This is a genomic window from Azospirillum mesophilum (genome assembly GCF_053470405.2).
Window position 1 is genome coordinate 73,080 of the sequence record NZ_JBPXMQ020000022.1, and the last position, 25,976, is coordinate 99,055.

General features: G+C 68.0%; 18 protein-coding genes and 1 riboswitch. Of the genes, 7 read left to right on the top strand and 11 right to left on the bottom strand.

Annotation, left to right across the window (positions count from 1 at the left end; all coding sequences use genetic code 11):
• Positions 1-39: 39 nt before the first annotated feature.
• Positions 40-819, bottom strand: a complete 780-nt coding sequence (locus ACSVC7_RS20615; protein ID WP_448206262.1) for a sulfite exporter TauE/SafE family protein — start codon at positions 817-819, stop codon at positions 40-42.
• Positions 820-1,126: 307 nt separating this feature from the next.
• On the opposite strand from ACSVC7_RS20615, the gene ACSVC7_RS20620 reads away from it, so the two are divergent.
• Positions 1,127-1,576: a CBS domain-containing protein gene (locus ACSVC7_RS20620; RefSeq protein ID WP_448206263.1), complete on the top strand. Its 450-nt coding sequence runs from the start codon at positions 1,127-1,129 to the stop codon at positions 1,574-1,576.
• Between the two features lie 162 nt (positions 1,577-1,738).
• On the opposite strand, the gene ACSVC7_RS20625 is transcribed toward ACSVC7_RS20620, so the two are convergent.
• Both ACSVC7_RS20625 and ACSVC7_RS20630 read right to left on the bottom strand, forming a co-directional pair.
• Positions 1,739-3,439: a pyruvate, phosphate dikinase gene (locus ACSVC7_RS20625; protein WP_448206264.1), complete on the bottom strand. Its 1,701-nt coding sequence runs from the start codon at positions 3,437-3,439 to the stop codon at positions 1,739-1,741.
• A 293-nt stretch (positions 3,440-3,732) separates the two neighbouring features.
• Complete coding sequence (locus ACSVC7_RS20630) at positions 3,733-4,527, bottom strand: NUDIX hydrolase (RefSeq protein WP_448206265.1); 795 nt, start codon at positions 4,525-4,527, stop codon at positions 3,733-3,735.
• 142 nt (positions 4,528-4,669) lie between these two features.
• On the opposite strand from ACSVC7_RS20630, the gene pyk reads away from it, so the two are divergent.
• Entirely contained in the window at positions 4,670-6,133 is a 1,464-nt protein-coding gene (gene pyk / locus ACSVC7_RS20635) for a pyruvate kinase (RefSeq protein ID WP_448206266.1), read from the top strand.
• A gap of 46 nt (positions 6,134-6,179) precedes the next feature.
• On the opposite strand, the gene ACSVC7_RS20640 is transcribed toward pyk, so the two are convergent.
• Positions 6,180-6,869, bottom strand: a complete 690-nt coding sequence (locus ACSVC7_RS20640) for a GntR family transcriptional regulator (protein ID WP_448206267.1) — start codon at positions 6,867-6,869, stop codon at positions 6,180-6,182.
• A gap of 161 nt (positions 6,870-7,030) precedes the next feature.
• On the bottom strand, positions 7,031-7,651 hold the full coding sequence (locus ACSVC7_RS20645; protein ID WP_448206268.1) for a thiamine phosphate synthase: 621 nt from the start codon (positions 7,649-7,651) through the stop codon (positions 7,031-7,033).
• 187 nt (positions 7,652-7,838) lie between these two features.
• Between ACSVC7_RS20645 and gcl the strand changes: the two genes are divergently transcribed.
• The 5 genes from gcl to oxlT all read left to right on the top strand — a co-directional run bounded on the left by gcl (position 7,839) and on the right by oxlT (position 14,406).
• Positions 7,839-9,608 (top strand): glyoxylate carboligase, encoded by a 1,770-nt coding sequence (gene gcl / locus ACSVC7_RS20650; RefSeq protein WP_448206269.1) that lies wholly within the window; start codon positions 7,839-7,841, stop codon positions 9,606-9,608.
• 31 nt (positions 9,609-9,639) lie between these two features.
• On the top strand, positions 9,640-10,437 hold the full coding sequence (gene hyi, locus ACSVC7_RS20655; RefSeq protein ID WP_448206270.1) for a hydroxypyruvate isomerase: 798 nt from the start codon (positions 9,640-9,642) through the stop codon (positions 10,435-10,437).
• A gap of 30 nt (positions 10,438-10,467) precedes the next feature.
• Positions 10,468-11,376 carry a 2-hydroxy-3-oxopropionate reductase gene (gene glxR / locus ACSVC7_RS20660; protein ID WP_448206271.1) on the top strand — a complete coding sequence of 303 codons (909 nt, stop codon included), beginning with the start codon at positions 10,468-10,470 and terminating at the stop codon, positions 11,374-11,376.
• Between the two features lie 224 nt (positions 11,377-11,600).
• Entirely contained in the window at positions 11,601-12,866 is a 1,266-nt protein-coding gene (locus ACSVC7_RS20665) for a glycerate kinase type-2 family protein (protein ID WP_448206272.1), read from the top strand.
• Between the two features lie 244 nt (positions 12,867-13,110).
• The gene (gene oxlT / locus ACSVC7_RS20670; protein ID WP_448206273.1) at positions 13,111-14,406 is read left to right on the top strand and encodes an oxalate/formate MFS antiporter; all 1,296 of its coding nucleotides are present in this window, start codon (positions 13,111-13,113) and stop codon (positions 14,404-14,406) included.
• A gap of 38 nt (positions 14,407-14,444) precedes the next feature.
• Here the strand turns inward: oxlT and thiC are convergent, their stop codons facing one another.
• The 6 genes from thiC to frc form a co-directional block, all read right to left on the bottom strand.
• Positions 14,445-16,262 carry a phosphomethylpyrimidine synthase ThiC gene (gene thiC / locus ACSVC7_RS20675; protein ID WP_448206274.1) on the bottom strand — a complete coding sequence of 606 codons (1,818 nt, stop codon included), beginning with the start codon at positions 16,260-16,262 and terminating at the stop codon, positions 14,445-14,447.
• Positions 16,263-16,357: 95 nt separating this feature from the next.
• Positions 16,358-16,468: riboswitch (TPP riboswitch) on the bottom strand.
• A 337-nt stretch (positions 16,469-16,805) separates the two neighbouring features.
• Positions 16,806-17,624, bottom strand: a complete 819-nt coding sequence (locus ACSVC7_RS20680) for an IclR family transcriptional regulator (protein WP_448206275.1) — start codon at positions 17,622-17,624, stop codon at positions 16,806-16,808.
• Positions 17,625-17,804: 180 nt separating this feature from the next.
• Positions 17,805-20,558 (bottom strand): formate dehydrogenase subunit alpha, encoded by a 2,754-nt coding sequence (fdhF, locus tag ACSVC7_RS20685; protein ID WP_448206276.1) that lies wholly within the window; start codon positions 20,556-20,558, stop codon positions 17,805-17,807.
• Positions 20,559-22,277 (bottom strand): NADH-ubiquinone oxidoreductase-F iron-sulfur binding region domain-containing protein, encoded by a 1,719-nt coding sequence (locus tag ACSVC7_RS20690; protein ID WP_448206277.1) that lies wholly within the window; start codon positions 22,275-22,277, stop codon positions 20,559-20,561.
• A gap of 148 nt (positions 22,278-22,425) precedes the next feature.
• Positions 22,426-24,588, bottom strand: coding sequence for an acetate--CoA ligase family protein (locus ACSVC7_RS20695; protein WP_448206278.1), 2,163 nt, complete (start codon positions 24,586-24,588; stop codon positions 22,426-22,428).
• Between the two features lie 84 nt (positions 24,589-24,672).
• The gene (gene frc / locus ACSVC7_RS20700; protein WP_448206279.1) at positions 24,673-25,950 is read right to left on the bottom strand and encodes a formyl-CoA transferase; all 1,278 of its coding nucleotides are present in this window, start codon (positions 25,948-25,950) and stop codon (positions 24,673-24,675) included.
• Between the last annotated feature and the right edge of the window lie 26 nt (positions 25,951-25,976).

A 25,976-nucleotide genomic window follows, 5' to 3' on the forward strand; every position in this document is an offset into this window, starting at 1 on the left:
CGGCGGCGCGGCGGGTCGGCCGCGCCGCCGTTTTTACCGTTACGCCCCGGCGCCCTTCAGGAAGAAGTACGCGGTCAGGCCGGCGCCAATGGCGACCACCACCCACTTCAGCACCGCGCGGCTCACCCGCTTGGCCCCATGCGCCCCGGCATAGCCGCCGGCCATCGCCGCCACGGCCATCACCGCCGTCTCGGTCCAGGACACCGCGCCCGACAGGCAGAAGGCTGCCACCGCAGCCCCGTTCATCAGCGCGGCCAACAGGATGCGCAGCCCGTTCATGGCGTGGATATCGCGCATGCCAAACAGGGTCAGCGCCGCCAGCATCAGGAAGCCGATGCCGCCGCCGAAATAGCCGCCGTAGACGGAAATCGCGAACTGCACGAACAGCACGCCCGGCCCGCTCAGCTTCAGGCGGCTCGCCAGGGTGGGCATGAAGCTGCCGATGGCGAAGACCGTCGTCGCGAACAGCAGCAGCCAGGGCACCAGCCCCGCGAAGGCCCGGTCCGGCGTGGTCAGCAGCAGGACGCCGCCGATGATCCCGCCCAGCAGGCTGACAATGGCGAAGCGGGTGACGTTGACCTCGTTCACGCCCCTGATCTCGTCCCGGTAAGCCCAGGCGCTGGCCATCTGGCCGGGGAAAAGAGCGATGGTGCTGGACACGTTGGCGCTGACGGGCGGCACGCCCGCGAACAGCAGGGCCGGAAAGGTGATGAAGGCTCCGCCACCGGCGATGGCGTTGAGCGCGCCCGACGAAAAGGCCGCCAGCATCAGAAGGGACAGGGCAAGCATCGCACCCTCGACATGGAGACAGACGGCCATGCTAGCGCGCCCGTATTTGGCATACCAAGTCCCAGAAAAAGCCCATTCGGGCATGGCTGCCCCGCCCCTCCCGCGGTCCAGAAGGAAAATGCGCGGTGTCGCTGATTGTTGGCAACAAAAGCATTGACCTAAGCTGGCATTTGGTATACCAGATAATGGACGCTTGCCACTGCCTGATGGTCAGACGCCGCAACGCCCCAAGGGGGGTTCAAGCGGCCGGACCGGCCAACATCTTCCGGTCACCTCGCAGGGCGCGCACGAGGAAACCCCGTTTCAGCAAAATCCCATACCGGGTGGAGGGCACGCCATGAAAGTCGAGGACATCCTGCGCACCAAGGAATCCCGCGTCGTCACCGTGCGGTCCGGCGAGACCGTTGAAGAGGCAATCCGGCTGATGAAGTCGGAGAACATCAGCGCTCTCGTGGTGAAGGACGTCTGCCGGACGGAGGGCAACGCCGTCGCCGGCATGCTGTCGGAACGCGACATCGTCTACGCCCTGCTGGAACGCGGCGCCTCGGTGCTGAAAACGCCCGTCCACTTGCTGATGTCGCGCAACCTCCACACCTGTTCGCCGGACGACAGCCTTGAGCAGGTGCTTGAGGTGATGGCCCGCCAGCACATCCGCCACCTTCCGGTCCTGGACGGCTCCACGCTGGTCGGCGTGATCAGCGCGCGCGACTTCACCAAGATGCAGCTGACCGAGATGACGCGGCCCGAGCGACGCTCCTCCCCGGAGGCCCCGCTCTACGCCCACTGACGCCGGTCCTGTGAGACCTGACAAAGCGCCTCGGCGCCGGACCTGACCGGTGCCGGGGCGTTTGCGTTTCGGTGCGATTGTTGGGTTGCGCTGCGCTTAACCCAACCTACGAGACATGCACCCGTAGGTTGGGTTGAGTGAAACGAAACCCAACGGCAGAACCTATTCGCCCAACCCCAGTTCCCGCGCCCAGTCGAGCAGCAGGGCCACGGCCGGCGGCGGTTCCGGCCGGACCATCGGGACGGCGCCCAGCAGCACCTCCCCCGTCGTGCCGTCCACGGTGATCGTGTCGCCGGCGCGGATGCACAGCGTACCGGCGGTCATCATCCCCTGGGCGGCATCGATGCGCAGGGTGCGGGCGCCGGTCACGCAGGGGCGGCCCATGGCGCGCGCGACGGTGGCGGCGTGGCTGGTCGCTCCGCCCCGCGCCGTGACGATGGCGCAGGAGGCCTGCATGCCCTGCACGTCGTGCGGCGAGGTTTCCGGCCGGCAGAGCACCACCGCCTTGCCTTCCGCCGCGAGCCGCATCGCCTCCTCCGACGTGAAGACGGCAACCCCGGTGGCGGCGCCGGACGAGGCCGGAAGCCCGGTGGCGATGACGGTGCGCGGCGCGTCCGGATCGGGGACCGGGCGCAGCCGGTCCTCCAGCGCCGACAGGTCGGCCCGGCGCACCGCCTCGGCCCGCGTGATGAGACCGGCCTGCGCCATGTCGGTGGCGATGCGCACGCCGGCTTCCGCCGAACGCTTGCCCGCGCGGGTCTGGAGGATGTAGAGGGCGCCGCCCTGAACGGTGAATTCGATCTCCTGCATGTCGCCGAAATGGCGCTCCAGCCGGTCGGCGATGGATCGCAGCGCTGCGAAAGCGGCCGACGCAACGGCGTCCATGGACCCGGCATCCCCGCTCAGCGGGCACGGCGTGCGCAGGCCGGAGACGATGTCCTCCCCCTGCGCGTCGGGCAGGAATTCCCCGCACAGCACCGGTTCGCCGGTGGACGGATCGCGGCTGTGGGCGACGCCGGTGCCCGAACCGGCGCCCAGGTTGCCGAACACCATGGACTGGATCGTCGCGGCGGTGCCCCACTCCTCCGGGATGCCGTGCAGGGCGCGGAAGGCCACGGCGCGGACGTTGCTCCAGGACCGGAAGATGGCGCCGATGGCGGCGAAGAGCTGCGTGCGGGCGTCCTGCGGAAAGGGCTCCCCAGCCTCGCGCTCAATAGCGTCCTTGTAAGCCTCGACCACGGCCCGCCAGTCGTCGGCGGTCAGCTCGCTGTCGCGGCTCAGGCCCCGCGCGTCCTTGTGCGCGTCGAGAATGGCGTCGAAATGGTGGGCATCGACGCCCAGCACCAGCGCCCCATAGCTCTGGATCAGGCGGCGGTAGCAATCGTAGGCGAAGCGAGCATCGCCGGTGCGGACCGCCAACCCGTCCACCGTCGCGTCGGTCAGACCCAGGTTCAGGATCGTGTCCATCATGCCAGGCATGGAGGCGCGGGCACCGGACCGCACGGACACCAGCAGCGGGTTCTCCGCCGCGCCGAAGCCACCCCCGGCCACCGTCTCCAGCCGGCGCAGAGCCGCCTCCACCTGGTCGGTCAGACCAGCCGGAAAGTTGCCCCGCGCGGCGCGGTGGCGCCGGCAGGCCTCCGCCACGATGGTGAAGCCTGGAGGCACCGGCACGCCCAGCCGCGCCATCTCGGCCAGCCCGGCGCCCTTCCCGCCCAGTTCCGCCACCAGGTCGCCGTTGCCGTCCGCGGCACCATTCCCAAAGGCATATACCCAGCGCTGTCCATCGGCGGCGCCCGTCACGTCATTGTGCGGCGCAATATCAAAATCCGTGGGCGGATCGATGATGGACTCGCGGAGCATGGACCTATCCTCGCAGGAGCGTGGCTTTATCGCACATCCAGGACATTATGCGCAAGGCAAGCCTGCCGCTCATGACATCTTGTTACATTGAAGATAACGTATACGGCATCGAGTGCAATGCACAAAAAGTCGCATAGCGCCGCGCCGTTCCATCCCCGTATGGCCCTATCGGATTTCACACCGGACATAGAGGCCATATTCCAAAGGTTTAGGTCGGGTGCGAGGCTCATGATGGTAAACGCGGCGGAAGAGGTGGTGGGCATCCGATTTTTCGCAATGCGGAAAATTTCACCCTATCCCAGCCGCACCTCGTCGAGGGGGACCTCGGTCACGCGGTAGCCGGCATCGTCCGGAATGCGCAGCACCGGCCCGGACGGCGTCTCGACCGGGCGCGGCAGAATGGGGACGAGGGGGTGGAAGCGCGTGGCCTCCTCCATCGCGTGCCGGACCGTCCGGCACTCCGCCAGCCGCAGCAGGTTCATGCGCGTCGCGAAGACCAGGGAAAGCTGCCCGGTCTCCGCCGCGCGCAGGATGGCTCGCGGCGTTCCCCAGAAGCCCGCCACCACCTCCCCGCCATCGACGACCACGGACTGCCCTGAGGGAGCGCGCGCGAGGAAGAAGGTCGTGTCGAAGCGGCGCCACACCGCCTCCGGCGTGATCCAGCGCGCGAAGGGCACCAGCGCGTCGGTGGCCGGCTCGGCCCCCAGCGCGCTCAGCCGTTCGATGAAGGGCTGCGCGGAGGGCTCGCGAAGCGCGGCGATGCCGGCCTCCACTGGAGTGGGACGGGCCAGCAGGATGCCGCATTCCTCGAAGGTCTCCCGGACGGCGGCGAGGCGATGCGGCAGGTCTTCGGTCAGCGGACAGGACAGCTCCCGCCAGTTCAGGTCCTGGTCCTGTGGTTCCAGGCGCCCACCCGGAAACACCGTGGCCCCCGCCGCGAAGCGCAGGTCCCGGTGCCGCTGCACCATGAAGACCTCCAGCCCGTCCGTGCCGTCGCGCAGCAGGATCAGGCAGGCGGAGGGATGCGGTTCCACCGGCGCGTTCATCGGGTCACCCAGCATGTTCAGGGCCAGCGTGTTCAGGGCCATGATTTCGGCACGCGGCCAAGCCCGCGTCAAACCGGGTTCCGCGTATTCCCGCCATGCGGAAAAGGCGGCCGCCGCGTTTGACCGGCCCGGCCGGCCGGTTCCAGCATCCCCCATCACCGCAATCCGGGGGGAGGCCCGCGCCATGCCGCGCAACCGCAGCACCAAAATCGTCGCCACGCTTGGGCCGGCCAGTTCGACCTACAGCCAGATCTTCGCGCTGGCCGAGGCAGGCGTGGACGTCTTCCGCCTGAACGCCAGCCACGGCACCCAGTTCGACCATGCGGAGCGCTACCGCCAGATCCGCGCCGTCGAGGAAACGTTGGGCCGGCCCATCGGCGTTCTGCTGGACCTGCAAGGGCCGAAGCTGCGCGTGGGCACCTTCGCGGACGGGCCGGTGACGCTGGCGGCGGGCGACCGCTTCCGGCTGGACCTCGACCCCACGCCCGGAGACCGCGGGCGGGTGTGCGTCCCCCATCCGGAAATCTTCGCGAGCGTCGAACCGGGGCATGAGTTGCTGCTGAACGACGGCCGCATGCGGCTGCGCGTGCTGGCCCGCGGGCCGGACCATGCGGAGACGGAGGTGCAGGTCGGCGGCGTGCTGTCCGACCGCAAGGGCATGAACGTGCCGGGCACGGCGCTGGCGCTGAGCGCCCTGTCGGACAAGGACCGCAGCGACCTGCAGTTCGGCCTGACTCTGGGCGTGGACTGGATCGGGCTGAGCTTCGTGCAGCGGCCGGAGGACATCCAGGAAGCGCGCGCCCTGATCGGCGACCGCGCCCACATCATGACCAAGATCGAGAAGCCCGCCGCCCTGCCGAGGCTGGAGGAGATCATCGCGCTGTCCGACGCCGTCATGGTCGCCCGTGGCGACCTGGGCGTGGAACTGCCGCCGGAGGACGTGCCCGGCCTGCAAAAGCGCATGATCCGGCTGAGCCGCGCCGCCGGGAAACCGGTGATCGTCGCCACGCAGATGCTGGAGTCCATGATCACCGAGCCCACCCCGACCCGCGCGGAGGCGTCGGACGTGGCGACCGCCGTTTACGACGGAGCGGACGCCGTGATGCTGTCGGCGGAGTCGGCCTCCGGCAAGCATCCGGTGGAGGCCGTGGCGATGATGGACCGCATCGTCCGCCGCGTGGAGCACGACCCGCTCTACCGCCGCATCATGGACGCCGAGCATCCCGCACCGGAGGCCACCACCCCCGACGCCCTGTCCGCCGCCGCTCGCCAGATCGCCGAGACGATCTCCGCCGCGGGCATCGCGACCTTCACCTCCACCGGCTCCACCGCCCGCCGCGCCTCGCGCGAGCGGCCGACCGTGCCAATCCTCGGGCTCAGCGCCCGGCGCGAGACGGCCCGGCGGCTGGCGCTCGCCTGGGGCGTCCACCCGGTGTGGACCTTCGACGTGCAAAGCTTCTCGGAAATGGTCGAACGGGCGAGCATGGTCGCCGCGCAGGAAGGCATCGGCAAGCCGGGTGCCTCGCTGATCGTGACAGCGGGCGTGCCGTTCGGGACGCCGGGGACGACGAACAGCCTGCGCGTGGTGACCATTTCCGCCGACGGGCCGACGGTCGCGGCGGATCAGGGGGTGTACGAACCGGCGTGAATGCGGGCGAAAATCCCTCTCCCCGGAGGGGAGAGGGAGGACGTCGTCACTCCAAAAAGTCGCAGTGCTTGTCCACGTGGGCGGCGAGGCCCAGCGTGTGGTCGCGGATCAGCCTTTCGGCCTGCTCCACGTCGCGGCGCTCCAGCGCCTTGATGATTTCCTTGTGGTCGTGGATCGACCGCTCCACGCGGTTCTCCTGGCCGATGGTCAGCTTGCGGATCGCGCGGATGTGGATGAACAGGTTGTCCGTCATCTCCTGGATCAGCTTGGAGCCGCTGAGCCGGATGATGCTCTTATGGAAGGCGATGTTCGCGTCCGAATATTCGCTGACATGCTCCTTGGGGTTCCGTTCCTCGAAGTTGCGGAACAGGTCCCACAGGGTGCGGATGTCCTCGTCACTGGCGTGCTGGGCGGCCATGCGGCCGGCCATGCTTTCCAGCGCGGCCCAGACCTGGATCATCTCGATGATCTCGGCCTTGGTTTTGCGGATGACGAAGATGCCCCGGCGCGGCTGCAGGCGGATGAAGCCTTCCTGCTCCAGCAGGGTCAGCGCCTCGCGGATGGGCGTGCGGCTGACGCCGAGCATGTCGCTGAGCTGCCGCTCCTCCAGCCGGATCTCGTCGTTGTGGTCGTAGATGTCCATCTCCGAGATCGCCTGCTTCAGGGCTTGGTAGGCCTGACTGCGGAAGGTCGCCCCGGTGTCGAGCGGCTGAACGTTGATCGGCGGAGGAGTCATGATGGCTGCCGTTCCCTGAAGCTGCCCGCCGACCGGATGCGCCGATGCGCGCCTGTGCGGCGGTCCTGAAGGCGTAAGTGCGATCTGTGTTCGTATATGGGATACCAGATGCACATTTTGCCTGAAAAAGTCCAGGACTCCGATGAAGAATGCGCGACCGGCTAGGCCCGGTCCGCCATGGACTTCAGGAAATCGGCGAGTGCTGCGGAGTCGCGCATCAAAGGCCCCATCACGGCCACGCCGGATGCCCCCGCTTTTAGGCACGCGCCCGCCGTCTCCGCCCCGACTCCGCCGAGCGCCACCAGCGGAACGGGCGACTCCGCGGCGAGGCGCCGCAGCCCGTCAAGCCCGAGCACCGGCCCGTAGCCCGGCTTGCTCGCCGACGGGAACACAGGCGAGATGGTGGCGTAGTCCGCCCCGCCCTGCCCCGTTCGGACCAGCCCGTCCAGGCCATGGGCCGAGACTCCGATCAGCGCCCCCGGCCCGAGCCGCCGCCGCGCCTCCGCCGGGTCGCCGCCGTCGGGCAGATGCACCCCCGCCGCCCCGGCCTCCAGCGCCAGGGCCGCGTCGCCGTGAATTGTGACGGTGGCGCCCCAGGGCCGGGCGCGCTCCACCAGCGCGCGGGCGAGGGCCGCCTGTTCCCCGCGCGGCAAGTCCTTCTCGCGCAGCGACAACCAGCGCAGGCCGCCCGCGAACAGACGCTCCGCAAGGTCGGGCAGCGGCAGCGTGGCCTGCGCCCGGTCGGTGATCGCCAGCAGGGGCGGTGTTGGGAGCGCCGTCATGGCGCGACGATGCCAGCGCGTTGACGGGTGTGCAAGGGCAGTTCGATCGCCCCTCCGGCCTCCCCCTTTCGGCGGCTTTTTCCACCACGCGGAAAGCTTTTCGGCACGGTTTGCGAAAGCGCCTCCTCCGGACCCAAGCTTCGGTCAACGCAAAGGCGATCCGTCACGCCAGGGAGGAGACCGAGCTATGGCAAGGATGATGGCGATTGAAGCGGCCGTGCATGTCCTGGAGAAGGAGGGCGTGTCCGTCTGCTTCGGCGTCCCCGGAGCGGCCATCAATCCGTTCTACGCGGCGCTGCAACGCAATGGCCGGATCGGCCATGTTCTGGCCCGCCATGTCGAGGGCGCCTCGCACATGGCCGAAGGCTACACCCGCGCCACGGCGGGCAACATCGGCGTGTGCGTCGGCACCTCCGGCCCCGCCGGGACGGACATGATCACGGGCCTCTATTCGGCCTCGGCGGACTCGATCCCGATCCTGTGCATCACCGGCCAGGCGCCCCGCGCCCGCCTGCACAAGGAGGACTTCCAGGCCGTGGACATCCCGTCCATTGCCAAGCCCGTCGCCAAGTGGGCCGTCACGGTGCTGGAGCCGGGGCAGGTCCCCTACGCCTTCCAGCAGGCCTTCCACCTGATGCGGTCCGGCCGGCCGGGTCCCGTGCTGATCGACCTGCCGATCGACGTGCAGATGGCGGAAATCGAGTTCGATCCCGACACCTACCAGCCCCTGCCCGCCTACAAGCCGGCCGCCACCCGCGCCCAGGTCGAAAAGGCGCTGGAGATGCTGAACGCGGCGGAGCGTCCGCTGATCGTGGCCGGCGGCGGCATCGTCAACGCCGACGCCAGCGACCGGCTGGTGGAGTTCGCGGAGGTGATCGGCGTGCCGGTCATCCCGACGCTGATGGCCTGGGGCACCATCCCCGACGACCACCCGCTGATGGCCGGCATGGTCGGGCTGCAGACCGCCCACCGCTACGGCAACGCCACGATGCTGGAGTCCGATTTCGTGCTGGGCATCGGCAACCGCTGGGCCAACCGGCACACGGGATCGGTGGACGTCTACACCAAGGGCCGCAAGTTCGTGCATGTGGACATCGAGCCGACCCAGATCGGCCGCGTCTTCACCCCGGATCTCGGCATCGTGTCCGACGCCGGCGCGGCGCTGGACCTGTTCGTTCAGGTAGCACGGGAGTGGGAGGCCGCCGGCAAACTGCGCGACCGTTCGGCCTGGGTCACCGCCTGCCAGACCCGCAAGCGCACCATGCACCGACGCACGGACTTCGAGAACGTGCCGATCAAGCCGCAGCGCGTCTATCAGGAGATGAACGCCGCCTTCGGTCGGGATGTCTGCTACGTCTCGACCATCGGCCTGTCGCAGATTGCCGGCGCGCAGTTCCTGCACGTCTACAAGGCGCGGAACTGGATCAACTGCGGTCAGGCCGGCCCGCTCGGCTGGACGCTGCCGGCGGCGCTGGGCGTGCGGGTGGCCGATCCCAAGCGCAAGATCGTGGCGCTGTCCGGCGACTATGACTTCCAGTTCCTGATCGAGGAGTTGGCCGTGGGGGCGCAGTTCAAGCTGCCCTACATCCACGTGCTGGTGAACAACAGCTACCTCGGCCTGATCCGGCAGGCGCAGCGCAACTTCCAGATGGACTTCCAGGTCCAGCTCTCCTTCGAGAACATCAACGCGCCGGAGATCGGCGTCTACGGCGTCGACCATGTGGCGGTCGCCGAGGGGCTGGGCTGCAAGGCCATCCGCGTCACCGAACCCGATAAGCTGCCGTTGGCCTTCGCCGAGGCGCAAAGGCTGATGGACGAGCATCAGGTCCCGGTCGTGGTCGAGGTCATCCTGGAGCGCGTGACCAACATCGCCATGGGCACGGAAATCAACAACATCACGGAGTTCGAAGAAACGATCGATCTGCCGGCCGACCAGCCCGAACTGGTTCAGGTCTAACCCAAAAAAGTACCAATCCGGAGGACGCAACATGCCCAAGTTCGCAGCCAACCTGACGATGCTCTACACCGACCTGAACTTCCTCGACCGCTTCGCGGCGGCGGCGAAGGACGGCTTCTCGGGCGTCGAGTACCTGTTTCCCTACGCCTTCGAGAAGGAGGCCCTGGCCGACCGGCTGGAGCGTCACCGCCTCGTCCAGGTGCTCCACAACCTGCCGGCCGGCGACTGGGACGCGGGGGAGCGCGGCATCGCCATCCTCCCCGACCGGGTGGGCGAGTTCCAGGACGGCGTCGGCCGGGCCATCGAGTATGCCAAGACGCTGGGCTGCACGCGGGTGAACTGCCTCGTCGGCAAGACCCCGGCCGGCGTGTCCCCGGACAGGCTGGAGCGCACGCTGGTCGACAACCTGTCCTTCGCCGCCAAGGCGCTGAAGGACGCCGACATCCGCCTTCTGGTGGAGCCGATCAACACCCGCGACATTCCGGGCTTCCACCTGAACACCACCGCGCAGGCGGAAAAGCTGATCGAGGCGGTCGGGTCGGACAACCTCTACCTCCAGTACGACGTCTACCACATGCAGATCATGGAAGGTGACCTCGTGCCGACGATCCAGCGGCTGCTGCCGAAGATCGCCCACATCCAGGTGGCCGACAATCCCGGCCGCAACGAGCCCGGCACGGGCGAGATCAACTACCCCTTCGTCTTCGCGGAAATCGACCGGATCGGCTACCAGGGCTGGATCGGCTGCGAATACAAGCCCGCGAAGGGCACCAGCGAAGGGCTGGGCTGGATGCGCGCCATCGCGCGCACCGACTCCGTTGCCGCCTGAACCACACCCCCTGCTTTCGAGGACATCGCCATGAACGTTGGATTCATCGGTCTCGGCATCATGGGGCGCCCCATGGCCGGACATCTGGCCGACGCCGGCCACACCCTGTTCGTGCATGACATCAACCCGGCCCCGGAAGACCTGCTGTCCAAGGGCGCCAAGGCCTGCTCCTCTGGCCGCGAGGTGGCGGAAAAGGCCGACGTCATCATCACCATGGTCCCGGACACGCCCCATGTGGAGGCCGCCCTGTTCGGCCCGAACGGCGTGGCCGAGGGGCTGAAGCCCGGCAAGATCGTGGTGGACATGAGCACCATCTCCCCCATCGAGACCAAGGCCTTCGCCAAGCGCATCAACGAGCGCGGCTGCGACTATCTCGACGCCCCGGTGTCGGGCGGCGAGGTCGGCGCCAAGGCGGCGTCGCTGACCATCATGGTCGGCGGTCCGGACAAGGCTTTCGAAACCGTGCGCCCACTGTTCGAGAAGATGGGCAAGAACATCACGCTCGTCGGCGGCAACGGCGACGGCCAGACCACCAAGGTCGCCAACCAGATCATCGTCGCCCTCACCATCGAGGCGGTGGGCGAGGCGCTCCTCTTCGCCTCCAAGGCCGGGGCCGATCCGGCCAAGGTGCGTCAGGCGCTGATGGGCGGCTTCGCGTCGTCCCGCATCCTGGAGGTGCATGGCGAGCGCATGGTCAAGCGCACCTTCGATCCGGGCTTCCGCATCGAACTGCACCAAAAGGACCTGAACCTCGCCTTGGCCGGCGCCCGCGCGCTCGGTCTGTCCCTGCCCAACACGGCGACCTGCCAGGAGCTGTTCAACGCCTGCGCCGCCCACGGCGGCAAGGCCTGGGACCACTCCGCCATGGTCCGCGCGCTGGAAATCCTGGGCGCCCACGAAATCGGTCAGAACCACCGCGTGAGTGAGCCGGCGGAGTGAGACATCCTACCCCCTCTCCCGGCCCCGCTGGGAGAGGGAGGGACCCGCGCCAACGGCGCGGGAGGGTGAGGGCAAGGTCGGCCCGAGAATCCAGGCTGTGCTTACCTGGGCTTCTCGGCGAAACCTAGCCCTCACCCTCCCACCGCTCCGCGGTGGGTCCCTCCCTCTCCCGCCGGGGGCGGGGGAGGGGCTTATTGCCCGAAGCCTTCAGGCGGGAGAGGATTGTGCCGACCATCGATCCACGCGCGTTGCTGACCGAGATGTTCCGCGCCGCCGTCGCGTCGGCGCAGCCGGCCCTGTGCGTGCCGACGCACCTGCCGCCTCCGCCGAAGGGCCGCACGGTCGTGGTGGGGGCCGGGAAGGCCGCCGCAGCGATGGCGAAGGCGGTCGAGGATCATTGGAGCGGGCCGCTTTCCGGCCTCGTCGTCACGCGCTACGGCCACAACGTCCCGTGCGAGCGGATCGAGGTGGTCGAGGCCTCGCACCCCGTCCCGGATGCTGCGGGCGAGGAGGCGGCGCGGCGCATCCTGGAGATTGCCGGCAGCCTCGATCCCGACGACCTGATGCTCTGCCTGATCTCGGGCGGCGGATCGGCTCTGCTGGCCCTGCCCGCCCCCGGCATCGGCATGGCGGACAAGCAGGCCGTGTCGAAGGCGCTGCTGCGCTCCGGCGCCAACATCGCCGAGATGAACTGCGTGCGCAAACACCTCTCCGCCATCAAGGGCGGGCGGCTGGCTGCGGCGACGACGGCGCGGGTGGTGTCGCTGGTCATCTCCGACGTGCCGGGCGACGATCTGTCGGTCATCGCCTCCGGCCCCACCGTGCCGGACCCGACCAGCTACGCCGACGCGCTGGGCGTGCTGGAGAAATACCGGATCGACCCGCCGCAGTCCGTCATGGACCATCTGCTCGCCAGCCGCGACGAGAGCCCGAAGCCGGGCGATCCTCGCCTTGACCGGACAAGCACGCTGCTGGTCGCCACCCCTCAGATGGCGCTGGAGCGCGCCGCCGAGGTCGCCCGCCGGGCCGGCGTCACGCCGGTGGTCCTGGGCAACGCGCTGGAGGGCGAGTCCCGCGAGGTCGCGCTGGTCCACGCCGGCATCGCCCGGCAGGTCGTCGGCCATGACCAGCCCGCGCCCAAGCCCTGCGTTCTGCTGTCCGGCGGCGAGACCACCGTGACCGTGCGCGGGCACGGGCGCGGCGGGCGAAACGCGGAGTTCCTGCTGGCGCTGGCCGTCGCGCTCGACGGGCTTCCGGGCGTCCACGCGCTGGCCGCCGACACCGACGGCATCGACGGGACGGAGGACAACGCGGGTGCCCTGCTCTCCCCCGACACGCTGGCGCGCGCGGCGGCGCTCGGCGTCAGCGCCAAGGAGCGGCTGGCCGACAACGACGGCTACGGCTTCTTCAGTGCGCTCGGTGACCTTCTTGTGACCGGGCCGACCCTGACCAACGTGAACGACTTCCGCGCCGTGCTGGTCCTGCAATAGCGGCTGGGCGGCTACGTCTTTGGTAGGATACCGAAGGCCAGTTGATGCTGGCCGGCAGGACAGGTTGCTATCGAAACCATTTGTCCGCCAAACTCACCCCAAGGCATCAGGAATACGGCGTCTGGCATGCCAGACGCCGCCTTCCAAAGAAGGCGGAGCGGCCAAAGACCGAACGAAATCCGGCACCTCCCGCGCCAAGCCAAACAATCGAAGCAAGAAAAAAGACCCGTTCGGGAGGATCCAAATGCGCCAGGCTGGTGCGCGGGCCGCGTCGCCCTTTGGCGGCCGGTGGATGCAGTTGCTTGTCGGCGTCATCTGCATGTCGATGATCGCCAATCTCCAATATGGCTGGACACTGTTCGTCGAGCCGCTCGACGCCAAGCACGGCTGGGGCCGTGCGGCCATCCAAATTGCCTTCACCATCTTCGTTGTGACCGAAACCTGGCTGGTGCCGGTGGAAGGCTGGTTCGTGGACCGCTTCGGGCCGCGGGTCGTCGTCCTGGCCGGTTCGCTGCTGTGCGCGGCCAGTTGGGCGCTGAACGCGGTCGCGGACTCGCTGGGGTTGCTCTACCTCGCGGCGATCATCGGCGGCATCGGCGCCGGGGCGGTCTACGGCACCTGTGTGGGCAATGCGCTGAAGTGGTTCCCGGACCGGCGCGGTCTCGCCGCCGGCATCACGGCTGCGGGCTTCGGTGCGGGTTCCGCCCTGACCGTCGTGCCGATCGCAACGATGATTGCGGAGTCCGGCTATGAGGCGACCTTCCTCGCCTTCGGGCTCGGCCAGGGGCTGGTGGTGTTCGCGCTGGCGTGGCTGCTGGCCGAACCGCCCGCGGCCCCGGTCTTCAGCCGCGGCGTCCCGGCGGCCCCGGCGCAACGCCAGTACCGCCCGGAGGAGATGCTGAAGACGCCGGTCTTCTGGATCATGTACCTGATGTTCGTGATGGTGGCCGGCGGCGGCCTGATGGCGACGGCGCAGCTCGGCCCCATCGCGGAGGACTTCGGCCTGTCGCACACGCCGGTCAGCCTGATGGGCCTGACCCTGCCGGCGCTGACCTTCGCCCTGTCCATCGACCGCGTTCTGAACGGCCTGACCCGCCCCTTTTTCGGCTGGGTGTCCGACCGCATCGGGCGCGAGAACACCATGTTCGTCGCTTTCGCCCTGGAAGCGGCGGGCATCATCGCGCTCAGCCAGTACGGCCGCGATCCGGTGGCCTTCGTGATCCTGACGGGGCTGGTCTTCTTCGCCTGGGGCGAGATCTACAGCCTGTTCCCGGCCTGCTGCGCCGACACCTTCGGCTCGAAACACGCCGCCACGAACGCCGGTCTTCTCTACACGGCCAAAGGCACGGCGGCGCTGCTGGTCCCCGTCGCCAACGTCATCGTCCACGCGACGGGAAGCTGGCAGGCGGTGTTCTTCCTGGCGGCGGTGGTCAACGCGCTCGCCGCCTTCCTGGCGCTGTTCGTGCTGCGGCCCATGCGGGCGCGCTATGCGGAGAAAGCCCGAAGGGCGGAGCCCGTGGCGGCTCTTTCCGCCGAGTGAGAGAGAGCCCTCTCCCGGTGGGGAGAGGGCTTCCCGTTTCAGTCCGCCGCCTGCCCGTCCGGCAGGTAGATTTCGCTCCCGCCCTTGCGGAAGCTTTCGGACATCTGCGCCATGCCGGAGTTGGCGTAGTCCCGCACCTCCTGCGTGATCTTCATCGAGCAGAATTTCGGCCCGCACATCGAGCAGAAATGGGCGACCTTCGCGCCGTCGGCCGGCAGGGTCTGGTCGTGGAAGCGCTCCGCCGTCTCGGGGTCGAGCGACAGGTGGAACTGGTCGCGCCAGCGGAACTCGAACCGCGCCCGCGACAAGGCGTCGTCGCGTTCCTGGGCTCCCGGATGGCCCTTGGCGAGGTCGGCGGCGTGGGCGGCGATCTTGTAGGTCACCACGCCCACCTTCACGTCGTCGCGGTCCGGCAGGCCCAGATGCTCCTTCGGGGTGACGTAGCAGAGCATCGCCGTGCCGAACCAGCCGATCATCGCGGCACCAATGGCGCTGGTGATGTGGTCGTAGCCCGGCGCGATGTCGGTGGTCAGCGGCCCAAGCGTGTAGAAGGGCGCTTCCGCGCACAGCGCCAGCTGCTTGTCCACGTTGGCCTTGATCTTGTGCATGGGCACATGGCCGGGGCCTTCGATCATCACCTGCACATCGTGCTTCCAGGCGATCTTGGTCAGTTCGCCCAGCGTCTCCAGCTCCGCGAACTGCGCGGCATCGTTGGCATCGGCGATGGAGCCGGGGCGCAGCCCGTCGCCCAGCGAGAAGGCGACGTCGTACGCCTTCATGATCTCGCAGATCTCCTCGAACCGCTCGTAGAGGAAGCTCTCGCGGTGGTGGGCGAGGCACCATTTCGCCATGATGGAGCCGCCGCGCGACACGATGCCTGTGGTGCGCTTCGCGGTCAGCGGGATGTGCGCCAAGCGGATGCCGGCGTGGATCGTGAAGTAGTCGACGCCCTGCTCCGCCTGTTCGATCAGCGTGTCGCGGAAGATCTCCCAGGTCAGGTCCTCGGCCTTGCCGTTGACCTTCTCCAGCGCCTGGTAGATCGGCACGGTCCCGATGGGCACGGGGCTGTTGCGCAGGATCCATTCACGGGTCGTGTGGATGTTGCGGCCGGTGGACAGGTCCATGACGGTGTCCGCACCCCAGCGGATGGACCAGACCATCTTGTCCACCTCCTCCCCCACCGAGGACGCGACGGCGGAGTTGCCGATGTTCGCGTTGATCTTGGTGAGGAAGTTGCGGCCGATGATCATCGGCTCCGCTTCCGGGTGGTTGATGTTGGCCGGGATGATGGCTCGCCCGCGCGCCACCTCGTCGCGCACGAACTCCGGGGTCACATGATCGGGGATGGACGCGCCGAAGCTCTCGCCGTCGCGGGCAGCGGCTTCCGCGAGGCGCTGGCGGCCCAGGTTCTCGCGCACGGCGATGTATTCCATCTCCGGCGTGACGATGCCGGCGCGGGCGTAGGCCATCTGCGTGACCGTTTTGCCCGGCTTGGCGCGCAGCGGCCGGCGGCCGGCGCGGTCGAACACCGGGACGGCGCGCGCCTCGCCCACGCGCAGCCCGTCGTCCTCCGGACGGATCGCGCGGCCGTCATAGGCCTCCACATCGCCGCGCGCCTCAATCCAGGCGCGACGCAGCTCCGGCAGGCCGCGGCGGATGTCGATGGCGACCGCCGGGTCGCTGTAGGGACCGGAGGTGTCGTAGACGCGCACCGGCGCCTCGCCGCCGCCCACGTCGATCTCGCGCATGGCGACGCGCAGGTCGGGCGTCCGCTCGCCGGGGAGATGGACCTTGCGCGACGACGGCAGCGGGCCGGTCGTGACGGTGAAATTGTCGAGGGAAAGAGTGTCGGGCATCTTGGATCTCCATCGCATTCCGATCGTGGAGATCCGGGTGTGACGGAGCGGCAGAACGGACCCGTCCATCCGCCTTTTTCGGGCGTGTGATTCCGACGGTCCGCTTGTTCCTGTCCCTACGCCGGTACGACCCGGATCAGGTTCAAAGGGTTCGCGCTCTACGGCGTCATCTCAGCCCCGTATCGGGGGCTCCCCTTGGAACATCGCCATGCTTACGGTCGGCGCAGGGCGCTGTCAACGACAGTTTGAATGTGGGTATGTTCGGCCCGCAAACCAAAAAAATTGGCCGTGCTGTCGCCAGCACGGCCAGTATCCGAGAGGTTCGCAAAAAATGCGAAGCAACAACCCGCCCGTTACAGAGGGTGAAGCACCCTTTGCATCTCCAATATTGCCCAAACATATCCGGGAACGCAAAGCATCAACGGTGGTTTTCCACGCTGCGGAAAAGCAAACATTGAAGTAAAAAAAGACCGCGCCGTTGCCGACGCGGTCAGTTCATTTTCTGGGAGCACTACGTGAACTGACAATCAAAGCGTTCGCCGCTCAAACCGGCACGCGACCTCCAATCTCCGCGGTGACCGCGGCGGCTGTGCGTTTCACCATTTCGCCGAAGGCCGTCACGCGGGCGTTGTCGATGCGGCGAGACGTGCTCGACAGCGACAGGGCTCCGATGACGTGGGCGTTCTCGTCGTAGATGGGGGCGGCGACACAGTGCATGCCGTTCACCCGCTCCTCCTGATCGACGGCGTAGCCGCGATTGCGCGTCAGCGTCAGTTCACGGTGCAGTTCCGGCAGGGAGGACACGGTGGTGCGGGTGAACTGGCGCATGCCGCGCTGGTTCAGGATCGTCTGGATGCGGGCGTCCGGCATGCCCGCCAGCAGCGCCTTGCCGACGGCGGAGCAGTGCAGCAGCGTGCGTTCCGTGACCGGCAGCGCCGCCTGGGCGACGCGGGCGCCGCCGATGCGGTGCAGGTAGATGGCCTCCCCGTTCTCCTCCACCGCGAGGTTCACGACCTCGCTGGTTTCCTCCATCAGCCGGCGCATGCGCGGCCGGGCGACGTCGAGGAGGCTGCGCGTCTTCAGGAAGCCGGAGCCGGTCATATAGGCCTGCACCCCCACGGCCCAGCCGCGCTTGCCCTGGTCGAAGCGGACGTAGCGCTCCTCCTGCAGGGTGGTCAGCAGCCGGTGCGTGGTGGAGGGCGACAGATCCGCCGCTTCCGCCACGGCGGTGAGGCTCATCGGGCCGTCCGACTGGCCGAGAATGGTCAGGATGTTCAGGGCGCGCGACAGCGATTGGACGAGGTTTCCCTTCGCCGCGCGATCGGCCGTCTCCGGGCCGCTGGCCTGCGCTTGCGTCTTCATGGTCCCATCCCTCTCGATGCTTCGGCACTTTTGGCGTGCCGCATTGTTCTGGGTGGTTTTGCCCCCACCCTTCCCACGGCTTTGCCGTGGGCCCCTTCCCTCCCCCGCTTCGCAGGAGAGGGAGATCTAGTCCCCTCCACCGCGTGAGCGGGGGAGGGTTAGGGAGGGGGCAAACCGCCCTTACGCCGCCGGCTCGATCCTCGCCGCGGAGAACTTGAACTCCGGGATCTTCCCGTAGGGATCGAGCTTCGGGTTGGTCAGCACGTTGGCCGCCGCCTCGGCGTAGCAGAAGGGCACGAACACCAGACCCGACGGGACGCCGTAGTCGGACCGCGCCTTCAGCTCGATGGCGCCGCGCCGGGTGGTGACCTTCACCATGGCGCCCGCCGCGACGCCCAGACGGCGCAGGTCCGCCGGGCTCATGTAGGCGACCGCTTCCGGCTCCAGGTCGTCGAGCACCTGGGCACGCCGGGTCATGGAGCCGGTGTGCCAGTGCTCCAGCTGGCGGCCGGTGGTGACCACCATCGGGAACTCGGCGTCCGGTTCCTCGGCCGGCGGGATCACGTCGGCGGGGACGAGGCGGCCGCGACCGCTCGCGGTCGGGAAGCCATCGCCGAACACGATCTCCTGCCCCGGATCATCCTCCGACAGGCTGGGATAGGTGACGGAGCCTTCGCGCTCCAGACGGTCCCAGGTGATGTTGTCCAGCGAGGGCATCGCCTTCTTCATCTCCGCGAACACGTCGCGCGGGTGCTCGTAGTTCCAGTCCAGCCCCAGTCCGCGCGCCATCGCGTTGACGATCCACAGATCCTGGCGGGCCTCACCCGGCGGCGGCAGGGCCTGACGGCCGAGCTGCACCTGACGGTTGGTGTTGGTCACCGTGCCGGTCTTCTCCGGCCAGGCGGAAGCCGGCAGCACCACGTCGGCGTATTTGGCCGTCTCGGTCAGGAACAGGTCCTGCACCACCAGATGGTCAAGCTCGGACAGAGCCTCGCGGGCGTGCTGCACGTCGGGGTCGGACATGGCCGGGTTCTCGCCCATGATGTACATGCCCCGCACCTTGCCAGCGTGGATCGCGTCCATGATCTCCACGACGGTCAGGCCGCGCTTGGTGTCCAGCTTGGTCTGCCAGAGATCCTCGTAGAAGGCGTGGATCTTCGGGTCGTCCACCGGCTGGTAGTCCGGGTACATCATCGGGATCAGGCCGGCGTCCGACGCGCCCTGCACGTTGTTCTGGCCGCGCAGCGGATGCAGGCCGGTGCCGGGGCGGCCGATCTGGCCGGTGACCAGCGACAGCGCGATCAGGCAGCGCACGTTGTCGGTGCCGTGGGTGTGCTGCGACACGCCCATGCCCCAGAAGATGATCGAGCCCTTGGACCGGGCGTAGAGCCGCGCCACCTCGCGCAGGGTCTCGGCCGGGATGCCGCAGATCGGGGCCATCGCCTCCGGCGTGAAGGAGGCGACGTGGGCGCGCAGTTCCTCGAAGTCTTCCGTGTGCTCCTTCACATACTGCGCGTCGTAGAGGCCTTCGGCGATGATGACGTTCAGCATCGCGTTCAGCATCGGCACGTCGCGGCCGGGCTTGAACTGCATCATGTGCGTGGCGTGGCGCTTCAGCGCCTGGCCGCGCGGGTCCATGATGACCAGCTTGGCGCCCTTCTTCACCGCGTTCTTGAAGAAGGTCGCGGCAACGGGGTGGTTCTCGGTCGGGTTGGAGCCGATGACGACGATCACCTCGGCGTCCTTGGCCGCCATGAAGGGCGCCGTCACCGCACCGGACCCGATGCCCTCGATCAGCGCCGCCACGGAGGAGGCGTGGCAGAGGCGCGTGCAGTGGTCGACGTTGTTCGTGCCGAAGCCGGCGCGGACCAGCTTCTGGAACAGGTAGGCCTCCTCATTGGAGCCCTTGGCCGAGCCGAAGCCGGCCAGCGCGTTCCCTCCCCGCTCGTCGCGGATTTTCTTCAGGCCGCCGGCAGCAAGCGCCAGCGCCTCCTCCCACGACGCTTCGCGGAAATGGGTCAGCGGATTCAGCGGGTCGATGTCTACGTCGTGCTTGGACACGCCCTCGCGGCGGATCAGCGGCTTGGTCAGCCGGTGCGGGTGGTGGATGTAGTCGAAGCCGAAACGGCCCTTCACGCACAGCCGGTTCTTGTTGGCCGGGCCGTCGCGCCCTTCCACCGACAGCAGCTTCTCGTCCTTGATGTTGTAGGTCAGCTGGCAGCCGACGCCGCAGTAGGGGCAGACGCTGTCCACCTTGCGGTCGGGCTCCGTCGTGAAGACGCCGGTGTTCAGGTCCACCTGGGTCTTCGGCATCAGGGCGCCGGTCGGGCAGGCCTGCACGCACTCGCCGCAGGCGACGCAGGTGCTGTCGCCCATCGGGTCGGCGAAGTCGAAGACGATCGTCTCCTTGTGACCGCGCAGAGCCATGCCGATCACGTCGTTGACCTGGACCTCGCGGCAGGCGCGGACGCACAGGTTGCACTGGATGCAGGCGTCGAGCTGCACCGCCATGGCCGGGTGGCTGAAGTCGGGCTTCGGCGCACTCTCACGGCGGGGGAAGCGGCTGTCCGTGACGTCCAGATGGTCGGCCCAGTTCCAGAATTTGGAATGCGGGTCGTGGGCCTCCTCGCGCTTGGGCTGGTCGGTGACCAGCATCTCGATGACCATCTTGCGGGCGAACTTGGCGTTCTCGCTGGCCGAGCGGACGCGCATGCCCGGCGTCGGGTGGCGCACGCAGGAGGCGGCCAGGGCGCGTTCGCCGTCGATCTCCACCATGCAGGCGCGGCAGTTGCCGTCGGCCCGGTAGCCCGGCGCGTCGCTGTAGCAGAGGTGCGGGATCTCGGTGCCCAGGCGGTTGGCGACCTGCCAGATGGTCTCGCCGGGCTGGGCCTCGACCAGTTCGTCGTCCAGGTGGAAGATGATATGGTCGTTCATTTACTTATCCTCCCCGCGCAGTTCGGCGCGGAAGTGCTTCAGCGCACTCTTGAGTGGATTCATGGCCGCCTGGCCGAGGCCGCAGATGGAGGCGGTGGTCATCAGGCGGGCGAGTTCGGTCAGCAGGGGCTCGTCCCACACCGGCTGCTTGATGAGGGCGACCGCCTTCTCGGTGCCGACGCGGCAGGGGGTGCACTGGCCGCAGCTCTCGTCCTCGAAGAAGTCGAGCAGGTTCCTGACCACCTTGCGCATGTCGTCCTGGTCGGACAGGACCACCACGGCGGCCGAACCGATGAAGCAGCCGTGCTGCTCCAGCGTGCCGAAGTCCAGCGGGATGTCATCCATGCTGGCGGGCAGGATGCCGCCGGACGCGCCGCCCGGCAGGTAGCCGGTGAAGCTGTGGCCGTCGGCCATGCCGCCGCAATACTCGTCGATCAGCTCGCGGATGGTGATGCCGGCGGGGGCCAGCTTCACGCCCGGATCCTTGACGTGGCCGGAGACGGAGAAGCTGCGCAGGCCCTTGCGGCCGTTGCGACCGAAGCTGCCCCACCAGTCGCCGCCCTTCTCCAGGATGTCGCGGATCCAGAACAGCGTCTCGACGTTGTTGATCAGCGTCGGGCGGCCGAACAGGCCGACGACGGAAGGGAACGGCGGCTTGTGGCGCGGCAGGCCCCGCTTGCCCTCGATGCTCTCCAGCATCGCGGACTCCTCGCCGCAGATGTAGGCGCCGGCGCCGCGCCGCAGGTGGATGCGGGTGTGGTCGGCGAAGCCGGCCTCCTCCACCTTGGCGATCTCGCGCAGCAGCAGCTCGCGGATGTGCGGGTATTCGTCGCGCAGGTAGATGTAGACGTCCGTGGCCTCCACCACCCAGGCGCCAATCAGCATGCCTTCCAGGAAGCGGTGCGGATCGTTTTCCAGGTGGAAGCGGTCCTTGAAGGTGCCGGGCTCGCCCTCGTCGCCGTTCACGGCCATCAGGCGCGGGCCGGGCTCGTGCCGGACGAAGCGCCATTTGCGCCCCGTCGGGAAGCCGGCGCCGCCGAGGCCACGCAGGTTGGCGGATTCCAGCTTCTTCAGGAGCTCCTCGACCTCGACGCGGCCTTCCTTGCAGTCGAGCAGCAGCTTGTAGCCGCCCGCATGCCGGTACTGCTCAAAGCCGATGTGTTCGGGGATGTGCGGGTGGGTGTCACCGCTCTTCACGGCCTCCACCACGCTGTCGACCGTGGCGTTCTCGTGCAGGCTGTGGCCGATGGCGACCGCCGGGGCGTTGTGGCAGGCGCCCATGCAGGGCGCGCGGACCACGCGCACGTCCGGACCCAGCTCCGCCGTCTTCAGGTCGTTCAGCAGCTTCTCGCCGCCGGCCATGCAGCAGGACAGGCTGTCGCAGACGCGCACGGTGACGGGCGGCGGCGCCTCTTCCCCATCCATGACGATGTCGAAGTGGGCGTAGAAGGAGGCGACCTCGTAGACCTCCACCAGCGCCAGGCGCATCTCCTGCGCCAGCGCGGCGAGGTGGCGGGCGTGCAGCCCGTGGAAGGTGTCCTGAAGGAGGTGCAGATGTTCGATCAGCAGATCGCGCTGGCGCGAGCGCTGGCCCAGCAGTTCCTGAACCTCGGCCAGGGCCGCGGGATCAACCTGCCGGCCCTTGGGCTGGACCCTGGTGTTCCGGCGCCCGGCACCGGGATGGATGGCTCGCTTGCTGGGGGCGATGGCCGTGTCCATGTACCCTCCCTCTCGTCTCTTTGTTTTTCTGTTTTTTAGGCTTGCGCAGGTTGCGTAGGTTGGGTTGAGCGAAGCGAAACCCAACGGTTTCGCGATGCGGACCATGTTGGGTTTCGGTTTCGCCTCAACCCAACCTACGACTGAAAGTTTAGAGCAGACCGGCGGCGCGTGCCCACTTGTACTTGGCACCCAAAACGGCCACCGGGGTCTCCGTCGAATAGGGGTAGGCGACGACCCCGTGGTCGTAGAGATAAGTCGCGGCCTCCTCGACCTGCACGTCGCCGGCGAGCGAGGCGACGATGGGCTTCTCGATGCCCTTCGCCTTCATCTCCTCCTTCACCTCGACCACCAGCTTGGCGAAGACCATCGGCGGGGTGATGATCGTGTGCCAGTAGCCCAGGATCAGCGCGTGGATGCGGTCGTCCTCCAGCCCCAGCCGGATGGTGTTCTGGTAGGTGGTGGGAGGCTCGCCGCCCGTGATGTCCACCGGGTTGCCGGCGGCGCCGAAGGGCGGGATGAACTTGCGGAAGGCCGCGTCGAGGTCCGGCGGCATCGCCATCAGCGACAGGCCGTTGTCAACGCAGGCGTCCGACAGCAGCACGCCCGACCCGCCGGCCCCGGTGATGATGACGACGTTCTCGCCCTTGGGCGTCGGCAGGACGGGGATGCCGCGGGCGTACTGGAGGAGATCCTGAAGGCTGCGGGCGCGGACCACGCCGCTCTGCTTCAGCACGTCCTCGTAGATCTTGTCATTGCCGGCCAAGGCACCCGTGTGGGAGCTGGCGGCGCGGGCACCGAGCGATGTGCGCCCGGCCTTCAGCACCACGACCGGCTTCTTCTTCGAGACCTGCTTGGCGGCCTCGGCGAAGGATCGGCCGTCCTTCAGATCCTCGCAGTGCATGGCGACGACCTGGGTGTTTTCGTCCTGCTCGAAGAAGTAGAGCAGATCGTCCTCGTCGATGTCCGACTTGTTGCCGAGCCCGACGATGGCCGACACGCCCATCTTGGCGGAGCGGCTGAAGCCGATGATCGCCATGCCGATGCCGCCGGACTGAGACGACAGCGCCGCCTTGCCCTTCACATCGTACGGCGTGCAGAAGGTCGCGCAGAGGTTTTTCGGCGTGTAGTAGAAGCCGTAGATGTTCGGCCCCATCAAGCGCACGTCGTGTTTGCGCGCGATGGCGACGATCTCCTCCTGCCCTTCGACGTTGCCGGTCTCGGCGAAGCCGGAGGGGATCAGCACGGCACCGGGGATCTTCTTCTCGCCCACCTCGGTCAGGGCCTGGGCCACGAACTTGGCGGGGATGGCGAAGACCGCCACGTCGATGTTGCCGGGAACGTCCTTGACGCTTCGGTAGGCCTTGTAGCCCAGGATGTCGTCCGCCTTGGGGTGGATCGGGTAGATCTGGCCCTTGTAGCCGCCGTTGATGAGGTTCTTCATCACGGAGTTGCCGATCTTCCCATCCTCGGCCGAGGCGCCGATGACCGCCACCGCATCCGGCTTCATGATGCGGTTCATCTGCTGGACGATCTGCTGCTGCGTCGGGCGGTAGCGCGGGGTCTTGGCCTCGAAGTCCAGCACGACGCGCACGTCGGCGGCGGTGGCGCCGTCCTCGCGGGCGAAAACCGGGTTCAGGTCCAGCTCGACGATTTCGGGAATCTCGTCGACGAGGCGAGAGACGTTGACGATGATCTCCGCCAGAGCGTCATGGCTGACCGGCCGTTCGCCGCGCACGCCCTTCAGCATTTCCGTCGCCTGGATGCCGTCGATCATCGACAGCGCTTCCTCGCGGGTCACCGGGGCGAGGCGGAAGGTCACGTCCTTCAGCACCTCCACCAGCACGCCGCCGAGGCCGAAGGCCACCAGCTTGCCGAAGCTCTGGTCGGTGATCGACCCGACGATCACCTCGATCCCGCCCTTCAGCATCTGCTGGACCTGCACGCCGATCAGCTCGGCCTTCGGGTCGTAGGCGCGGGCGCGGTCCATGATGGTCTTGAAGCCTTCACGGACGGCGTCGGCCGACTGGAGGCCGACCAGCACGCCGCCGGCCTCCGTCTTGTGCAGGATCTGCGGGGAGACGATCTTCAGGACGACCGGGAACCCCATGCCCTCGGCCAACGTCACGGCATCGTCGGCGCTTTTCGCCAAGCCCTCCTTCGGCACGGGGATGCCGTACAGATCGCAAAGCTCCTTGGCTTCCGGCGCGGTCAGGGCGTTTCGGCCCTCGGCCTTCGCGGTGTCGAGGAGGCGGCGAACGATGTCTGACGAGCCCTTTTGGCCCCGGTCATACGCTTCATACGCTGCACTCATGACGTTCCCTCCTAGGCGAGGTCTACTCGCGTGCTTTTTGAGATCCGCCTTTCCGGCGGTGTCGTCTGTGGGATCGTGGGTGGCTTACTCCGCGGCCATGCGCTGCGGCGGCTTGCCGAGCGCGCCGGTCTCGCGAACCTCGGTGATGCGCTGGTCGTCGAGGCCCAGCACTTCGCGCAGGATTTCCTCGGTGTGCTCGCCCAGCAGCGGGGAGCGGACGACCTCGGTCGGGCTGTCCGACAGCTTGATCGGGTTGCCGACGGACAGGTACTTGCCGCGCTTGGGGTGATCGACCTCCACGACGGTGCCGGTTTCGCGCAGCGACTGGTCCTCGGCCAGCTCCTTCATCGACAGGATCGGGCCGCAGGGGATGTCGTGCTCGTTGAGGATTTCCATGGCCTCGAACTTCGTCTTGGTCATGGTCCAGTCCTCGACCGTCGCGAAGATCTCCTTCAGGCGAGGCAGGCGGGCCGGGGGGGTGGCGTAGTTGGGATCGGTGGTCCACTCCGGCTTGCCGATCACCTCGCAGATCTTGGCCCACACCGGAGCCTGGGCGATGAAGTAGATGTAGGCGTTGGGATCGGTCTCCCAGCCCTTGCACTTCAGGATCCAGCCCGGCTGACCGCCGCCCGAGGCGTTGCCGGCGCGCGGCACGGTGTCGCCGAACTCGCCGTTCGGGAACTGCGGGTATTCCATCAGCGGGCCATGGGCCAGACGCTGCTGGTCGCGCAGCTTCACGCGGCAAAGATTCAGCACGGCGTCCTGCATGGCCGCCAGCACCTTCTGGCCGCGGCCGGTGTGGGTGCGCTGGTAGAGCGCCGTCACGATGCCGAGCGCGAGGTGCAGGCCGGTGCCGCTGTCGCCGATCTGCGCGCCGGTGACCAGCGGCGGGCCGTCGTCGAAGCCGGTGGTGGAGGCCGCCCCACCCGCGCACTGGGCGACGTTCTCGTAGACCTTGCAGTCCTCATAGGGGCCGGGGCCGAAGCCCTTGACCGAGGCGACGATGATCCGGGGGTTGAGTTCCTGGATGCGCTCCCACGTGAAGCCCATGCGGTCGAGCACGCCCGGGGCGAAGTTCTCGACCATCACGTCGCAGGTGCGCACCAGATCCTCCAGGATCTTCTTCCCGGCGGGGTTCTTGGTGTCGAGCGTGATGGACCGCTTGTTGTGGTTCAGCATCGTGAAGTAGAGGCTGTCGGCGTCGGGCACGTCGCGCAGCTGGCCGCGCGTGATGTCGCCCTCCCCCGGACGCTCCACCTTGATCACGTCGGCACCGAACCAGGCCAGCAGCTGCGTGCAGGTCGGACCGGACTGAACGTGGGTGAAGTCGAGAATCTTGACGCCTTCAAGTGCCTTGGCCATTTGGGACCCTCCCAGGATCTCGTGTG